Origin of the sequence: Microcella indica, assembly GCF_013414345.1 — a bacterium.
Classification (GTDB): domain Bacteria; phylum Actinomycetota; class Actinomycetes; order Actinomycetales; family Microbacteriaceae; genus Microcella; species Microcella indica.
Genome location: NZ_CP058670.1, coordinates 837,722 through 853,818 on the forward strand (window position 1 = coordinate 837,722; position 16,097 = coordinate 853,818).

A 16,097-nucleotide genomic window follows, 5' to 3' on the forward strand; every position below is an offset into this window, starting at 1 on the left:
TCCTTCAAACCAATCGTTGCGAGGTAAGGAAGTCCGCGAGTTGCACGGCCGCGTCGCCCGAATCGACGATGGTGGTGCCCGCGGTACGAATCGGTGCCTGCTCTACAGTGGTCACGATGGAGCGTCTGGCAGGAAGTTCCGCAGAAATATCGGCAAGACTGAAGCGTTCGAGCGGCTTCTTCTTCGCTTGCATGATCCCTCGGAAACCGGCTATGCGGGCCTCCGGCGAGCGTTCGGTAACCGAGATGATCGCAGGCAGCGCGGCCCGAACGGTTACGCGCTCCGATCCGACAACCCGAACGCCGCGAACGCTCTCCTCGTCGATAACGACTTCATCGAGACCTGTGAGGTGGTGGACGCCGAGGTGTTCGGCGACCATAGCGGGGAGGACTCCGCCGCGCCCGTCGCTGGATTCATTTCCTGCGACGACGACATCGAATCCAGCGTGCCTGATGGCGGCCGCGAGTACTGTGGCTGTCGTCATCATGTCAGCGCCCTCGAGTGCAGGATCGACGACGTGGATGGCGCGATCGACGCCCATCGCGAGCACTCGGCGTAGCATGTCAGTTGCGGATTCGGGACCCATTGTGAGTACGACGACCTCGGCCTCCGAACCATCGCGATATCTCAGTGCGACCTCGACGGCGCGCTCCCCGATCTCGTCAATCACTGGCTCAGGCTCGTGGCGATCGATGCGTCCGCTGGCCGGATCGAGGCGTCGATCCCCCCAGGTGTCAGGAACCTGCTTAATGAGAACAAGGATGCGCACGAAGTCTTCCTCCTTGGAAAGTGTTATTTGGGTCGTTCACTCTCCATAAAGAGTATACTAGTCGAAGAAGCGCAAGGGATCAGCTATGGCAACGCCGTGCATTCAGGGATCAGCGCTTCCTGCTTATGGGAGAGGATGCGCCTGGTCGCCCGCATAGAGTGTGGCTCCTTCAGGATCTCATCGACGCCGTCGCCGAGTTCGTTCTTGGAATCGGAGCCGGACACCTTGAACTCGCCGCACCGGGCCGGTGCGATCCTGCACCGTTCGGCGACGACAGCTGTCAACACCATCGGATGGCGCCGGTGTTGCGCCGGTCGCCCGGCAACTGCATCGTCGACATATTTTGATCGTCGCCACGTCGATCTATGCAAAGAAAGTTTGACACTGTGTCGAGAACCCTTTACTGTCATCGTGTAAAGAAAATCAGACATATCTCACAGCGGAGGAGCAACCGACGTGCGCGACAAACAGATCAGCGCCCGAGCAGAGTTCACCTCGCGCGGCCTCCTCATCCTGGGCGCGCTCACGGCGCTCGTGCTCGCGATGCTCGAGGCCGACCACTTCTGGATCGCCCACGCGATCGTCCTGGGCTTCATCCTCGTCGGCATCCTCGAAGGCGTCACAAAGATCGCTCTCTACCGCGGAGGTGTGCCCGCATGGTGAAGCCCACGAAGGTCACCAACGCGATCCGCACGCTGCGCTTCGCGCACGGCGAGCTCACGCAGGCGCAGCTCGCCGAAGCCGTCGGCGTCACGCGGCAGACGATCATCGCGATCGAGCAGGGCAAACACTCGCCCTCGCTCGAGCTCGCCTTCCAGATCGCGCGCGTGTTCGACGTGCCCCTCGACGAGGTCTTCCAGTACCCCGGCCCCGACTCCAAGCGGGCGGGTGCACGATGAGGGCGGTCGTGCAGCACGGCTACGGCGGCCCCGAGTGCCTGAGCATCGAGCAGCGCCCCGAGCCGACGCCCGGCCGCGGTCAGGTGCGGGTGCGCGTCGATGCGGTGAGCCCCGACTCGGGCACCCTGCACCTCCTGACGGGAGAGCCGCGGGTGCTGCGTCTCTTCTTGGGCTGTCGCACTCTGCGGCAGGCGGTCATCGGGCTCGCCTTCGCGTGAGTGGTCGAGCAGCTCGGTGACGGCGTCGGAGGGCTCGCTGTCGGCGACCGCGTGGCGGGTTCGGCTCCGGCGGCCTTCGCCGACCTCGTCGTCGCGCGGGCCGACCGCGTGGCCCGCATCCCCGACGCCGTCTCGAGCGTCGATGCCGTGACTCTGCCGATCTCGGCGAGTACCGCGCTGCAGACGGTGCGGGACGCCGCGCGGGTCGTGGCCGGTCAGCGCGTGCTCGTGATCGGTGCTGGCGGGGGAGTGGGTTCGTTCCTCACCTAGCTCGCCGTGGCGACTGGGGCTCACGTGACGGGCGTCGTGAGCGCCGCGAAGTCCGCCTTCGTGCGTGACCTGGGGGCCGAGCGCACCATCGACTACCGCGTGACGCCCGATCCGGCGCAGTGGGGGCCGCACGACGTCGTCATCGACACGGCAGACGGGCGGCCCCTCGCGGTGCTGCGCCGGGCCCTGACGCCGCGGGGCACGCTCGTGATCGTGGGGGCCGACGGGGTCGGGGGGGCCGTTTCTCGGCGGCCTCGAGCGGGAGATGCTCGCGTCGCTGCAGAGCCCCTGGGTGCCGCACCGGCTCACGAGCGCGATGCAGCGCGAGAACGGGGCAGACATCGGCGTGCTGCTCGACGACCTCGCGAGCGGTCGCCTGCGCGCGCCCGTAGACGCCGTCCTGCCTCTCGAGGATGCGCCCGAGGCCTTGCGCCGCATGGCTGAGCGCGCGGTCGCGGGCAAGCTCGTGCTCACCCTGAAGCGGGCGCTGGCACTATTCCTGGATGCCCTCGAGCGTGTCGGTGATCAGCTCGCCCGCCGGGTCGTAGATCAAGCACAGGATCTCGCGGTCGCCGCCCTGCCAGCTGCTCTCGGTCGGGTGGTAGTAGCTGAAGTCGAAGCGAGACTCGAGGTAGTCGACGCCGACGAACTCGGCGTAGTCGGCGAGGCACGCGGCGTCGGCCTCCTCGAGGATCGTGTCGATGCCGGGAAAGTCGGTGTCGCCGAGGATGAAGGACGCGTAGATCTCGCTGTCGTGGGGCTCGTCGCACGGCACGGTGGGCACGGCAGTGACGGTCTCGCCGATCTCGCCGTCGTTGAGGCAGTCGCCCACTTGGAGGGTAAAGACGTCGGTCTCGTCGTTGCCTCTGACGACCTGGCCTTCCTCGTCACGCACGGCCTGGTCGGCGCCGGTCAGCGAGTCGAGCGCGCTGCATCCGCTCAGGGCGAGACCGGCGACCAGCGCGGCGGCGACGACCGCGACGCGGTGGCGGGAGCGCGGGAGGCGGGAGGCGGTCATGCCAGGATCCTACCGAGCACTAGCGCGAGGATCCTGCCGGGCGCTCGCGCGCCGCAGCACCGCGTCGTGCAGCACGCCGTTCGTCGCGAGGGCGCTGCCGTGCCACGGCCCTGCCTCACCGTCCAGCGAGCTGAAGCGCCCGCCCGCCTCCTCGACGATGGGCTGCAGCGCGGCCATGTCGTAGGGCTGCAGGTCGAACTCGCCTGCGATGTCGATCGCGCCCTCGGCGACGAGCATGTACGACCACATGTCGCCGATCGCGCTCGCCCGCCACACGGTGCGCGTGAGGTCGAGCAGCTGCTCGAGGCGCCCCGCGTCGTCCCAGCCGAGCAGGCTGTTGTAGCTGAAGCGCGCATCGGCGAGCTCGCTCACTCCGCTCACGCGCAAGCGACGGGACTCGTCGTCCCGGGCGTCGCGAGCCCACGCGCCCTCGCCGCGCGCGGCCCACCAGCGTCGGTCGAGCGCGGGCGCGCTCACGACGCCGACGACGGGAACGCCGTCAACAGCGAGACCGATCAGGGTACCCCAGATGGGCACGCCGCGCAGGAAGTTCGCGGTGCCGTCGATGGGGTCGATGATCCACTGCCGCTGGGCTCCGTCGCCGGATCCGGTGTGCGTTCCGTACTCCTCGCCCAGGATCCCATCGTCGGGGCGCTCGGAGGCGAGCCCCTCGCGAATGGCGCGCTCGACAGCCTGGTCAGCGTCGGTGACGGGCGTGCGATCGGGTTTGGTGGTCACGATGAGGTCGAGCGAGCGGAACCGCGGGAGGGCGATCACGTCGGCGGCATCGGCGAGCCTCAGGGCGAGGGCGAGATCGTCGGAGAAGGAGGCGGGAGCGGTGCTGTCGGTCACTCGTCCAGGCTATCGGCGGTGCTGCGCCCGCGGGGAGAGCGCAGGGTGGTCAGGAGTCGTTGCAGCGAGTCCAGTCGCTGCGGGCCCAGCGGGCCGAGCTCGCTCCGCTGCGCCCGTTCGACCAGTTCGCAGTCCGGGGCATCCGTCAGGTGAGTGCACCCCCGGGGGCACTGAGCGGCGACGTCGGCGAGGTCGCCGAATGCCCGCAGGATGTTCTCCGGGTCGACGTGCCCGAGGCCGAAGGAACGCACGCCGGGGGTGTCGATGATCCAACCTCCCTCGGGAAGACGCAGCGAGACGGTGGAGGACGAGGTGTGCCGCCCGCGACCCGTGACGGCGTTGACGACTCCGACGGCCCGGTCGGCGCCCGGCACGAGGGCGTTGACGAGCGTCGATTTGCCGACGCCCGAATGTCCGACGGCGACGGTCGTGCGCCCGCGCAGTCGCTCGAGCAGGGCATCGACGGGGGGATGCTCGGGCGAGCTCGTGACGACCTGCAGGTCGAGGCCCGTGAAGTGGGCGAGGAAGGCGCTCGGGTCGGCGAGGTCGGTCTTGGTCATGACGAGCAGGGGAGTGATGCCCGCGTCGAACGCCGCGACGAGGTAGCGGTCGACGAGCCGGGGCCGCGGTTCGGGGTCGGCCGCGGCGACGACGATGAGCAGCTGGTCGGCGTTGGCGACGATGATGCGCTCGACGGCGTCGGTGTCGTCCGCGCTGCGGCGCAGGAGGGTTCGGCGCTCGTGCACGCGCACGATGCGCGAGAGCGAGCCCTCGTCACCGCTCACATCGCCGACGAGATCGACGCGATCTCCCGTGACGATCGACTGCTTCCGCAGCTCGCGGGCACGCGTCGCCGTGACCGTGCGCTCCTCGGGAGCGCCCTCGTCGACGAGCACGGTGTAGCGGCCGCGGTCGACCGTCGTGACGCGTGCGACGACCGCGTCGTCGTGGGCGGGCCGCTGCTTCGAGCGCGGACGGTTCGCCTTCGGGTTCGGCCGTGCGCGGTAGTCGGCCTCGTCGTATTCGTCGTACGGCTCGACCGAGTCGGGCGGCAGCCAGCTCACGGCGCGGCGACCTCGGAGCCAGCGCCGAGCATGCCGAGCCACAGCTCGGGGAACTGGGGGAGGGTCTTGGCGGTCGTGCCGATGTCGTCGATCTCGACGCCGTCGACGGCGAGGCCAATGATGGCGCCTGCCATCGCCATGCGGTGGTCCTCGTACGTCGACCACAGCCCGCCGTGCAGCGCTCCAGGAGTGAGCGCGAGCCCGTCGTCGAGCTCGTGGGCGCCGCCGCCGAGCGCGGTGATCTCCGCGACGAGAGCGGCGAGCCGATCCGTCTCGTGGCCGCGCAAGTGGCCGATGCCGTCGATCGTGCTCGGGGCGTCGGCGAGGGCCGCAAGTGCCACGAGTGCGGGCGCGAGCTCGCCTCCCGTCGTGAGGTCGAGGTCGACGCCCGGGACTGCGCGCCCTCCGCACAGGCCGAGGCCGCCGTCGACGACGAGCGCCCCCGCCTCGCGATGCACGCGAGCGCCGAAGCGCGGCAGCAGGTGCTCGAGGTCGGCGCCGACCTGTGTGGTGGTCTCGGGCCAGTCCTCGATCGCGACGGTCCCGCCGGCGACGAGCGCGGCGACCAGGAAGGGCGCGGCGTTCGACAGGTCGGGCTCGATCACTGTCTCGGTCGCGGCGATCGGGCCGGGCTCGACGATCCACACGCCGGGTTCGGGGCTCGTGACCTCGACGCCCCGGCGCCGCAGCGATTCGATCGTCATCGCGATGTGCGGCATCGACGGCAAGCGCTCGCCCGTGTGCCGCAGCTGCAGGCCCTGCTCGAAACGCGGTGCCGCGAGCAGCAGGCCCGAGACGAACTGGCTCGACGCCGAAGCGTCGATGGAGAGCTCGCCGCCCCGCACCGAGCCCGCGCCCGCGCCCCACAGGCTGAAGGGCAGCGCGCCTCGGCCGTCGTCGTTGACGTCGACGCCGAGGGAGCGGAGCGCCTCGATCGTCGTGCGCATGGGCCGCCGCCGTGCCGACTCGTCGCCGTCGAAGGCGACGGGGCCCAGCGCGAGCGCCGCGAGGGGCGGGAGGAAGCGCATGACCGTGCCCGCGAGACCGCAGTCGATCGTCGTGCTGCCCGTCAGATCCGCCGGCGGCGTGATGCGCAGGTCGGGTCCGAACGCGCCATCTCCATCCACTCGCTCGATCGAGACGCCGAGCGAGGCGAGCGCGTCGATCATGAGCATCGAGTCGCGCGAGAACAGCGGTCGCCTGAGCACGGAGGTGCCGTCGGCGAGTGCGGCGAGGACGAGCTCGCGATTCGTCAGGCTCTTCGAGCCGGGCAGGTTCACGCGCGCGTCGAGAGGGCTCGTCGCGCGGGGCGCGCGCCAGCCACCGGGCTCGACGGGGGAGTCGGATGCCTCGGATCGATCCTCGTCGCCGTAGGGAGAGAATCGCGGGCTGGAATAGGTGAAGACCTGCATCGGTTGTCTACAGTAACGGCACGCACGATCACTCACCGAAGGGAGCACGTGATGGCCACGAGCCTTCTCGAGGCACCCGCACGGCGCTCGACAGTAGAGTGGGCACCGATGAGCGACGAGTTGAGCGAGAGACGACGGCTGTTTCACGACCAGGCTCTGCCTCTCATGGATCAGCTCTACGGTGCCGCGATGCGCATGACGCGCAACCCGGCAGACGCCGCCGACCTGGTGCAGGAGACCTTCGTGAAGGCGTTCGCCGCCTTCGGGCAGTTCGAGCAGGGCACGAACATCAAGGCGTGGCTCTACCGGATCCTCACCAACACCTACATCAACATCTATCGCAAGAAGCAGCGCGACCCCTATCAGGGCACGATCGACGAGCTTGAGGACTGGCAGCTCGGTGGCGCCGAGTCGGCGACCACGACGGTCACGCGATCAGCGGAGGCCGAGGCGATCGACCGCATGCCGTCGAGCGCCGTCAAGGATGCTCTGCAATCGATCCCCGAAGATTTCCGCCTCGCGGTGTACCTCGCCGACGTGGAGGGGTTCGCGTACCAGGAGATCGCCGACATCATGAAAACGCCCGTCGGAACCGTCATGAGCCGCCTCCACCGCGGCCGACGGCTGCTGCGGGAGCTGCTGGCCGACTATGCCCGCGAGCGCGGCATGACCGCGTCGACGATTCCGGCGAGCACCGCGAGAAAGGGCACGACATGACGGACTGCGGTTGCGACAAGGCCAAGGCAGAGCTCGAGGAGTTTCTGCACAACGAGTTGAGTGCCGCCGAGTGCGCCGACATTCGCGAGCACCTCGCGAACTGCGACGACTGCTCGGCCGAGCACCTCGTGGGGCTCACCCTCAGCAGCAAGGTCAAGGAGGCGTGTCAGGAGACCGCCCCCGACGACCTCAAGGCGATGATTATGGGCTCGATCGAACGCCTCGACGCCTGAGTAACGCCGGGTCCCGGAGGCCGTGCATGAGCGATTGCCGGTTGTGGCTTTATGTGCCGGTTCTTCAGCGTTGTAGTCGCGAGCGTGTTGCACTCTGACAGATCCGCACGCGTCCGAGGGCGCGGCGGATCAGGAGCGAGAAGCCTTTGGCCGACTCTCCCGCAGCTGGTGTGAGGAATTCCACTGAGTCGACCGAGTACGTGTGCTGAGACACCGTTGTCACCCCAAAAACCGCAGAGGCGGAGACTACGACCACGATGAGCCGCGCGTTCTTCTCTGATATGACTGACTCGAGCCGGTGCGGACGCAAGGGTGGAACGTTTCGAGTGAGGTGTCGCTTCCACTGCACCTCACCCAAGAAAAGTTGAGGCGCCGCTGCCCAGCGAGTGGCGTCTTTCGAGCGCTTGACATCCAACCATGTGTCGCGCGAGAGCGGAACCGGGACGCTCGTCTGGCGACCCTCGGGGCCCATAAGGAGATGCGCGCTCACCCGCATCTCCGTTAGCCTCAGATACCTGTTGCGGGGGCGAACGTGGATGCCGTATCGCATGCTGCCGCTAGAATTCTCGGAAGCGAAGACGTGGTCGGCGAACTCAATGTTCGGTCGAGCGATGATGTAGACGACGAGAATGCCCAGCAGTGTCGCGACAACGCCGATTCCCAGATCAGCGAGCTTGTCCGCGGCAACTATGACGCTCGCGGGGAGACCCCAGTCAGTCGCGGGCAATGATCAGTCGATCAACTCAGCGCCGCGTCCATGATGTCGGCGTGCTCCTGCGCGCTGCGCTTGCTCGAGCCCGTCGCGGGTGACGCGGAAGCGTGCCGCGAGACGACGCGCACCGACTTCATGCCGCGCTTGGCGAGCTCGATCGTGAAGAACGGCCAGGCGCCCTGGTTCTCGGGCTCGTCCTGCACCCACACGAGCTCGGCGTTCGAGTAGCGCTCGATGACCGCGCGCAGGGCATCTTCGGGCAGCGGGTAGAACTGCTCGAGCCGCACGAGGGCGACGCCCTTCGTGCCGCGCTTCTCGATCTCGCCCTTGAGGTCGTAGTGGATCTTGCCCGCGTGCAGCAGCACGCGCCGCACCGAGCCGGGGTCGCTGATCGTCGCATCGTCGATCACGGGCTCGAAGCGACCGGAGGTGAAGTCGGAGACCTCGCTCGTCGCGCCACGCAGGCGCAGCATCGCCTTCGGCGTGAACACGATGAGCGGGCGGCGCGGGCGCGCGTAGGCCTGGCGGCGCAGCAGGTGGAAGTACGAGGCCGGCGTGGACGGCCGGGCGATGACCATGTTGTTCTCGGCGGCGAGCTGCAGGAACCGCTCGATGCGTGCCGAGGAGTGGTCGGGCCCCTGGCCCTCGTAGCCGTGCGGCAGGAGGAGCACGACGCTCGAGCGCTGTGCCCACTTCTGCTCGGCGGAGGAGATGAACTCGTCGATGATGGTCTGCGCACCGTTGGCGAAGTCGCCGAACTGCGCCTCCCACAGCACGAGCGCGTCGGGGCGCTCGACGGAGTAGCCGTACTCGAAGCCCATCGCGGCGTATTCGCTCAGGAGCGAGTCGTAGATCCAGAACTTCGCCTGGTTCTCGCTGAGGTTGGCGAGCGGCAGCCACTCCTGCCCGTTGGCCCGGTCGTGCAGGACGGCGTGGCGCTGCACGAAAGTGCCGCGTCGGGCGTCCTGGCCCGAGAGCCGCACGGGCGTGCCCTCCATGAGCACCGACCCGAGGGCGAGCAGCTCGCCGAAGCCCCAGTCGATGCCGCCGTTGCGGCTCATGTCGACGCGCTTCTTGAGCATGGCCTGCAGCTTGGAGTGCACGGTGAAGCCCGCGGGCGGGTTGTCGTGCGCGTCGCCGATGTGGGCGATGACCGCGGCATCGACCCCGGTGGACTCGGGCTCGCCGGCGGGCGAGCCCGCATCCTCACGCCCCGCGGTGCCGCCCACGACGGGAATGGTGCCCGTCTGCGCGGCGTGCGTCTCGGCGAAGGCGACCTCGAGGCGCTCCTGGAAGTCTTTGTGCGCGTTCTCGAACTCTTCCTCGGTGATGTCGCCGCGACCGACGAGGGCCTCCGTGTAGAGGGTGCGCACGCTGCGCTTGGCCTCGATGAGGTTGTACATGAGCGGCTGCGTCATCGACGGGTCGTCGCCCTCGTTGTGGCCGCGACGGCGGTAGCACACGAGGTCGATGACGATGTCGCGCTTGAACTCCTGCCGGTAGGCGAAGGCGAGAGCCGCGACACGCACGACGGCCTCCGGGTCGTCGCCGTTGACGTGCAGGATCGGGGCCTGGATGGTCTTCGCGACGTCGGTCGAGTAGATCGAGGAGCGGCCTTCGCCGGGGGGCGTCGTGAAGCCCACCTGGTTGTTGACGACGACGTGGATCGTGCCGCCCGTGCGGTAGCCGCGCAGCTGGCTGAGCTGCAGGGTCTCGAGCACGACGCCCTGGCCGGCCATGGCCGCGTCGCCGTGGATGAGCACGGGGAGGGTGCTGAAGGCGCCGTCGCCCTTGCGGTCCTGCTTGGCCCGCACGATGCCCTCGAGCACGCCGTCGACGGCTTCGAGGTGGGAGGGGTTCGCGGCGAGGGAGACCTCGATCTGCTGGCCGCTCGCCGAGGTGAAGACGCCCTCGGTGCCGAGGTGGTACTTGACGTCGCCGGAGCCCTGCACCGACTTCGGGTCCTGCGTGCCCTCGAACTCGCGGAAGATCTGACCGTAGGTCTTGCCCGCGATGTTGGCGAGAACGTTGAGACGGCCGCGGTGGGCCATGCCGATCGCGACCTCGTCGAGGCCCTGCTCGGCTGCCCCCTGGAGGATTTCGTCGAGGAGCGGGATGACGCTCTCGCCACCCTCGAGGCTGAACCGCTTCTGGCCGACGAACTTCGTCTGCAGGAACGTCTCGAAGGCCTCGGCCTGGTTGAGCTTGCCGAGGATGCGCATCTGCTCGTCGTGCGTCGGCTTCTCGTAGGGCTTCTCGAGGTGAGACTGGAACCAGCGGCGCTGCTGCGGCTCCTGGATGTGCATGTACTCGACGCCCACGGTGCGGCAGTAGGTGTCGCGCAGCACGCCGAGAATCTCGCGAAGGAGCGCGTTGCGGCGGCCGCCGAAGCCGCCCGCGACGAATTCGCGGTCGAGATCCCAGAAGGTGAGCCCGTGGCTCGCGATGTCGAGGTCGGGGTGCGAGCGCTGGCGGTACTCGAGCGGGTCGACGTCGGCCATCATGTGGCCGCGCACGCGGTACGAGTTGATGAGCTCCTGCACGCGAGCCGTCTTGTTGACGTCGTCGGCGAGGTCGACATGGATGTCCTGGGCCCAGTGGATCGGGTCGTAGGGGATTCTCAGGTCGGCGAAGATGCCCTCGTAGAAGTGGCGGTCGCCGATGAGCAGCTCGTGCACCTTCTTGAGGAACTCGCCGCTGCCCGCGCCCTGGATGACGCGGTGGTCGTACGTGCTCGTGAGCGTGATGGTCTTGCCGACGCCGAGCTCGGCGAGGGTCGCGGCCGACATGCCTTGGAACTCGGCCGGGTACTCGAGCGCTCCCGCGCCGATGATGGCGCCCTGACCGCGCATGAGTCGCGGCACAGAGTGCACCGTTCCGATGCCGCCCGGGTTGGTGAGGGAGATCGTGTTGCCCTGGAAGTCGTCGGCGGCGAGCTTGTTGTCGCGGGCCCGCTTGACGACGTCTTCATAGGCGGTGAGGAACTCGTGGAAGGAGAGCGACTCGCACTTCTTGATGCCGGGCACCATGAGGGCGCGCGTGCCGTCGGGCTTGGGCAGGTCGATCGCGATGCCGAGGTTGAGGTGCCCGGGAGTCACGACGACGGGCTTGCCGTCGACCTCGTCGTAGTAGACGTTCTGGCTCGGGAACTCCTTGAGCGCCTGGATCATGGCCCACGCGATGAGGTGCGTGAACGACACCTTGCCGCCGCGCGCGCGTTTGAGGTGGTTGTTGATGACGATGCGGTTGTCGATGAGGAGCTTCGCGGGGATGGTGCGCACGCTCGTCGCCGTGGGGACGGTGAGGCTCGCATCCATGTTCGTCGCGAGGGCCTTCGCCATGCCCTTGAGCGGCGTCACGGTGTCTTCGGTGGGCGCCTCCTGGTCGTCCGAGGCGACGGGGACCGACGCCGTCGAGGGCGCCTGGGCGGGAATCGGCTGCGGCTGCGGAGCGATCGAGGTGGTGCGCGCGACCGGCTGGCTGCCCGTGACGGGCACAGAGGCCGCGGGCACAGAGGCGGGTGCGGCGGTGGGCGTCGAGGCGGGCACCGGCACGTCGGGGATCGTGACCGTCGTGGTCGGCGTCGGCGGGGAGTCAGAGGTCGCCGACTGGTGGTAGCGCTCCAGAATGGGCCACCAGGAGGGGTCTACTGCGTTCTTGTCGTCCTTGTACTGCTCGTACAGCTCGTCCACGAGCCATTCGTTGGCACCGAACTCGCCCGAGGCTGTGCCGTCGGAGCTCGATCCGGTCACTTGGCTTGACACGGCCGACCGCCCACTTTCGCTTCGCTAGTTGTTGTCGCTGCGCGGTTCACCCGCTGAACCGCCGTGGTGACTAGCTTAACCGCTCACAGGCGGCGTCAGAGCCGCGCAGGCCGTGCCGCTAGCGTTAATATGTGCGATTCCTTACCGAGCGTCCTTCCCACGACCTGACCTACTCCGACGTCTTCCTCGTGCCTCAGCGCTCGAGCGTCGGCAGCAGGCTCTCCGTCGATCTCACGGGCGAGGATGCGTGCGGCCTGCGCATGCCGCTCGTCGCCGCCAACATGACCTCGGTCACGGGGCCGCGGCTCGCGGCCGCGATGGCGCGTCGCGGCGGGCTCGGCGTGCTGCCGCAGGATCTCGCTCTGCAGGATCTCGATGCGGCGGTCCAGCACGTGAAGAGCGCCCCCACCGTGTACGACCCGCTCGTGCCGGTCTCCGCCGAGGCGACGGTCGGGCAGGCCCTCGCGCGCGCCTACGACTCCCCGGGGGCGGTCGTGACGATTCTCGACGCCGAGGGGCGCCCCTCGCGGTGCCTCCCGGTGTCGGCCCTGCGCCACTGGCTGCCCGATGCGCCGATCAGCGACGTGGTGGCCGACGCGATCCCGGCGATCGACGATGAGGATGTCACCGACTCCCGCGCGGCGTTCGCCCTCATCGAGGCCGCGGGCGTCGAGGCGGTCGCGGTGCGGCACCACGGCGAGATCGTGGCGACGCTGAGCGCCCGCAGCGCCGTGCGGTCGACGATCTACCCTCCTGCGCTGGATGCTCACGGCAGGCTGCGCGTCGCCGCAGCGGTCGGCATCGCGCGTGACCCCGCCGAGCGGGCCGCGGCCCTCGTCGAGGCGGGTGTCGACGTGCTCGTGCTCGATACGGCGCACGGCCACCAGGAGCAGATGGTGCAGGCCATTCGCGAGGTGAGTGCGCGCTCGCTCGGCGTGCCGATCGTCGCGGGCAACGTCGTCACCGCCGAGGCGGCCGTCGAGCTCGCGCAAGCGGGGGCAGACGTCCTGAAGGTCGGCGTGGGGCCGGGGGCGATGTGCACGACGCGCATGATGACGGCGGTCGGGCGCCCGCAGTTCTCGGCGGTGCTCGAGACGGCGGAGGCGGCCCGTGAGCACGGCGCCCGGGTGTGGGCTGACGGGGGAGTGCGGTACCCGCGCGACGTAGCCCTGGCGCTCGCGGCCGGCGCCTCGGCCGTCATGATCGGCTCGTGGTTCGCCGGCACTCTCGAGTCGCCCGGCGACATCGAGCTCGACGACTCGGGGCGGGCTTTCAAGAGCAGCTGGGGCATGGCGTCGACGAAGGCGGTCGAGCAGAGGTTCCGGCGACTGGACGCCTTCGAGCGCGCCCGCAAGACCCTCTTCGCGGAGGGCATCTCGAGCTCGCGCATCTACCTCGACCCCGAGCGCCCCTCGCTCGACGACCTGCTCGACATGATCACGTCGGGCCTGCGCAGCTCGATGACGTATGCGGGGGCGTCGACCCTCGAGCAGTTCCGCGACCGCGCTGTCGTCGGCACGCAGTCGGCGGCAGGGTACGACGAGGGCAAGGCCCTGCCGGTCTCCTGGTAGGCGAACGTGCAGGGAGGCAGACTCGCAGGGGGCGAGCCCGTGCGTGGCCCTATACTGGCGCGATAATGGAACCCCCGTCAGCCCCTGCGGAGCCTCCTCATAGTCCGCACTCCCTGATCTCTGCCCGATGCGCGATGGGCCCCGCCCGTGGGCGCTGAGGTCTTCGGCGCCGCCCTCGCTGGCGGTGCGCTCCCGGGGGGCGAGTGGCTACTGCTCGGCATCGGCGTGCTGCTGACGATCGGCACCGGCCTGTTCGTCGCGAGCGAGTTCGCGCTCGTCAACCTCGACCGCTCCGAGCTCGAAGCCCGCCAGGCGCGGGGGGAGAAGCGGCTCGGGCCGACCATCTCGGCGCTCAAGATCACGTCGACGCACCTCTCGAGCGCGCAGTTGGGCATCACGCTCACGACGCTCCTCACGGGCTACACGATGGAGCCCGCGATCTCGAGCCTGCTCGCCGGGCCCCTCACGGCGATCGGCCTGCCCGAGGCCGCCGTGCGTCCGGTCGGCTCGGTGACGGCGATCGTCGCCGCGACGCTTCTGTCGATGATCGTCGGCGAGCTCGTGCCGAAGAACTTCGCGCTCTCACTGCCCCGGCAGACCGCCAAGCTCGTCATCCCGTTCCAGTGGGCCTTCACGACCGTGTTCCGGCCCGCGATCGTCTTCCTCAACAACTCGGCGAACACGCTCCTGCGGGCGATGGGCGTCGACCCGAAGGAGGAGCTGAGCGGGGCGCGCACGGCCGAGGAGCTCGCCTCGCTCGTGCGCCGCTCAGCGAGCGAGGGCAGCCTCGAGGCGGGCACGGCGACTCTGCTCTCCCGCACTCTCGCGTTCTCGCAGCACTCGGCGCAAGACGTCATGACGCCCCGCCCCCGCGTCGCGGCCGTCGAACGCGGCGACTCCGCGCAGGACGTCATCGATCTCGCGCGGCGCACGGGGCACTCGCGGTTCCCCGTCGTCGACGACTCCATCGACGACATCGTCGGCATCGTGCACGTCAAGCAGGCTGTCGCTGTGCCGCGAGAGCGGCGCGCGGATGTTCCCGCGAGCGCGCTGCAATCGGATGCTCTGCGCGTGCCCGAGACCATGAAGCTCGACACCCTGCTCGGTGAGCTGCGCGCCCAGGGCTACCAGATGGCGATCGTCGTCGACGAGTACGGCGGCACGGCGGGCGTCGCGACGCTCGAAGATCTCGTGGAGGAGCTCGTGGGCGAAGTGAGCGACGAGCACGATCGCGCGATCGTCGACGTCGTGCGCTCGCGCGACTGGCTGACCTTCCCCGGCATCCTGCGGCCCGACGAGCTGCGCGACCGCGCCGGGGTGACGGTGCCCGACGACGGGCCATGGGAGACCGTGGGCGGCTACCTCATGGCCGAGCTCGGGCGTCTCCCGCGCGTGGCCGACACGATCGAGATCCCGGAGGGGACCTTCCGCATCGAGCGGCTCGACGGGCGGCGCATCGACCGCGTGCGCTTCACACCGCGAGCCCGTGACGAGGCCGAGACCGTCGAGGCAGGTGAGGTGCGATGAGCGAATCAGACTGGTGGGGCATCGCGTGGCTCGTGATCCTGCTCGCGGGCAACGCCTTCTTCGTCGGCGCCGAGTTCGCCGTCATCTCCGCGAAGCGCTCCCAGATCGAGCCGCGCGCCGAGAAGGGCTCCCGGGCGGCGAAGACGGCGCTCTGGGCCATGGAGCACGCGACGCTCATGCTCGCGACGAGCCAGTTGGGCATCACGGTGTGCTCGCTCCTCATCCTCAACGTCTCCGAGCCCGCCATCAAGCACCTCCTCGAGGTGCCGCTCGAGCTCACAGGGCTGGGCCCGGAGTGGATCGCGGGCATCGCCTTCACGATCGCGCTGCTCTTCGTCTCCTACCTGCACGTCGTGCTCGGCGAGATGGTGCCCAAGAACCTCTCCTTCTCGCTGCCGACGCGCGCAGTGCTCATCCTCGCGCCGCCGCTCGTGACCGTCGCGCGCATCTTCGCCCCCATCATCTGGAGCCTCAACGGCATCGCCAACGGCGTGCTGCGGCTGTTCGGGGTCGAGCCGAAGGACGAGGCCACGAGCGCATTCACGCTCGAGGAGGTCGAGACGATCGTGCAGCAGTCCACGCGGGAGGGACTGCTCATGGACACCTCGGGGGCGCTCACGGCGGCGTTCGAGTTCACGACGAAGATCGTCGACGATGTCGCTCTGCCGCTCGACACGCTCGTGGCCCTGCCGGAGGACGCCTCGGCGATCGATCTGGAGCGCGCGGTCGCCCAGCGCGGCTTCAGCCGGTACCCGCTCGTGGACGAGCGCGGCGAGCCGACCGGCTACCTGCACCTCAAGGACGTCATCGATCTGCCCGAGGACGAGCAGGACGACCCGGTGCCGCCCAAGCGCATCCGTCGCCTCGTCTCGATCCTCGCGACGGCAGACCTCGAGGATGCCCTCGCGATCATGCGGCGCTCGGGTGCCCACCTCGCGCGCGCCGTCGACGCGGAAGGCCGCACGAGCGGCGTCCTCTTCCTCGAGGACATCATCGAGGAGCTCGTCGGCGAGGTGCAGGACGCCACGAGGCGTCGTTAGGGCACTGCTCGCTCCGCGTCGTCGTGAGGTC

15 protein-coding genes and 2 pseudogenes are annotated in these 16,097 nt (G+C 69.1%); 11 read left to right on the forward strand and 6 right to left on the reverse strand.

Going from position 1 to position 16,097, the window contains the following annotated elements:
• Positions 1–4: 4 nt before the first annotated feature.
• Entirely contained in the window at positions 5–769 is a 765-nt protein-coding gene (locus HUJ41_RS04145; RefSeq protein WP_179873463.1) for an electron transfer flavoprotein subunit beta/FixA family protein, read from the reverse strand.
• Positions 770–1,225: 456 nt separating this feature from the next.
• On the opposite strand from HUJ41_RS04145, the gene HUJ41_RS04155 reads away from it, so the two are divergent.
• From HUJ41_RS04155 to HUJ41_RS12925, 6 genes and pseudogenes are all read left to right on the forward strand, one after another.
• Positions 1,226–1,432 (forward strand): hypothetical protein, encoded by a 207-nt coding sequence (locus HUJ41_RS04155; protein ID WP_179873465.1) that lies wholly within the window; start codon positions 1,226–1,228, stop codon positions 1,430–1,432.
• A complete protein-coding gene (locus HUJ41_RS04160; protein ID WP_179873466.1) occupies positions 1,426–1,668 on the forward strand; it encodes a helix-turn-helix transcriptional regulator in 243 nt (80 codons plus the stop codon). The genes HUJ41_RS04155 and HUJ41_RS04160 overlap by 7 nt, the downstream gene beginning before the upstream one ends.
• Complete coding sequence (locus tag HUJ41_RS04165) at positions 1,665–1,886, forward strand: zinc-binding alcohol dehydrogenase family protein (protein WP_179873467.1); 222 nt, start codon at positions 1,665–1,667, stop codon at positions 1,884–1,886. Before HUJ41_RS04160 ends, HUJ41_RS04165 begins: the two co-directional genes overlap by 4 nt.
• On the forward strand, positions 1,887–2,156 hold the full coding sequence (locus tag HUJ41_RS04170) for an MDR/zinc-dependent alcohol dehydrogenase-like family protein (protein WP_179873468.1): 270 nt from the start codon (positions 1,887–1,889) through the stop codon (positions 2,154–2,156). It begins immediately after the preceding gene.
• Between the two features lie 6 nt (positions 2,157–2,162).
• Positions 2,163–2,375 (forward strand): annotated as a pseudogene (locus tag HUJ41_RS12920) (NAD(P)-dependent alcohol dehydrogenase); the annotation flags it as partial.
• A 46-nt stretch (positions 2,376–2,421) separates the two neighbouring features.
• A pseudogene (locus HUJ41_RS12925) lies at positions 2,422–2,616 on the forward strand (zinc-binding dehydrogenase); the annotation flags it as partial.
• Between the two features lie 33 nt (positions 2,617–2,649).
• Here the strand turns inward: HUJ41_RS12925 and HUJ41_RS04180 are convergent.
• The 4 genes from HUJ41_RS04180 to aroA are packed head-to-tail and all read right to left on the reverse strand — an operon-like array spanning position 2,650 to position 6,502.
• Positions 2,650–3,174: a septum formation family protein gene (locus HUJ41_RS04180; protein WP_179873470.1), complete on the reverse strand. Its 525-nt coding sequence runs from the start codon at positions 3,172–3,174 to the stop codon at positions 2,650–2,652.
• 9 nt (positions 3,175–3,183) lie between these two features.
• The gene (gene hisN / locus HUJ41_RS04185) at positions 3,184–4,026 is read right to left on the reverse strand and encodes a histidinol-phosphatase (protein ID WP_179873471.1); all 843 of its coding nucleotides are present in this window, start codon (positions 4,024–4,026) and stop codon (positions 3,184–3,186) included.
• On the reverse strand, positions 4,023–5,090 hold the full coding sequence (rsgA, locus tag HUJ41_RS04190; protein WP_179873472.1) for a ribosome small subunit-dependent GTPase A: 1,068 nt from the start codon (positions 5,088–5,090) through the stop codon (positions 4,023–4,025). Before rsgA ends, hisN begins: the two co-directional genes overlap by 4 nt.
• Complete coding sequence (aroA, locus tag HUJ41_RS04195) at positions 5,087–6,502, reverse strand: 3-phosphoshikimate 1-carboxyvinyltransferase (RefSeq protein ID WP_179873473.1); 1,416 nt, start codon at positions 6,500–6,502, stop codon at positions 5,087–5,089. The genes rsgA and aroA overlap by 4 nt, the downstream gene beginning before the upstream one ends.
• A 108-nt stretch (positions 6,503–6,610) precedes the next feature.
• Between aroA and HUJ41_RS04200 the strand changes: the two genes are divergently transcribed.
• Positions 6,611–7,219, forward strand: coding sequence for a sigma-70 family RNA polymerase sigma factor (locus tag HUJ41_RS04200; RefSeq protein ID WP_179873474.1), 609 nt, complete (start codon positions 6,611–6,613; stop codon positions 7,217–7,219).
• The gene (locus HUJ41_RS04205; RefSeq protein WP_179873475.1) at positions 7,216–7,452 is read left to right on the forward strand and encodes a zf-HC2 domain-containing protein; all 237 of its coding nucleotides are present in this window, start codon (positions 7,216–7,218) and stop codon (positions 7,450–7,452) included. Before HUJ41_RS04200 ends, HUJ41_RS04205 begins: the two co-directional genes overlap by 4 nt.
• Before the next feature lie 738 nt (positions 7,453–8,190).
• On the opposite strand, the gene HUJ41_RS04210 is transcribed toward HUJ41_RS04205, so the two are convergent.
• Entirely contained in the window at positions 8,191–11,928 is a 3,738-nt protein-coding gene (locus tag HUJ41_RS04210) for a multifunctional oxoglutarate decarboxylase/oxoglutarate dehydrogenase thiamine pyrophosphate-binding subunit/dihydrolipoyllysine-residue succinyltransferase subunit (protein ID WP_179873476.1), read from the reverse strand.
• A 131-nt stretch (positions 11,929–12,059) separates the two neighbouring features.
• Between HUJ41_RS04210 and guaB1 the strand changes: the two genes are divergently transcribed.
• From guaB1 to HUJ41_RS04225, 3 genes are all read left to right on the forward strand, one after another.
• Entirely contained in the window at positions 12,060–13,499 is a 1,440-nt protein-coding gene (gene guaB1 / locus HUJ41_RS04215; RefSeq protein ID WP_179873477.1) for a GMP reductase, read from the forward strand.
• Between the two features lie 210 nt (positions 13,500–13,709).
• Positions 13,710–15,026 carry a hemolysin family protein gene (locus HUJ41_RS04220; RefSeq protein ID WP_179873862.1) on the forward strand — a complete coding sequence of 439 codons (1,317 nt, stop codon included), beginning with the start codon at positions 13,710–13,712 and terminating at the stop codon, positions 15,024–15,026.
• Positions 15,023–16,066, forward strand: a complete 1,044-nt coding sequence (locus HUJ41_RS04225) for a hemolysin family protein (protein WP_179873478.1) — start codon at positions 15,023–15,025, stop codon at positions 16,064–16,066. The genes HUJ41_RS04220 and HUJ41_RS04225 overlap by 4 nt, the downstream gene beginning before the upstream one ends.
• The last annotated feature ends 31 nt before the right edge of the window (positions 16,067–16,097 follow it).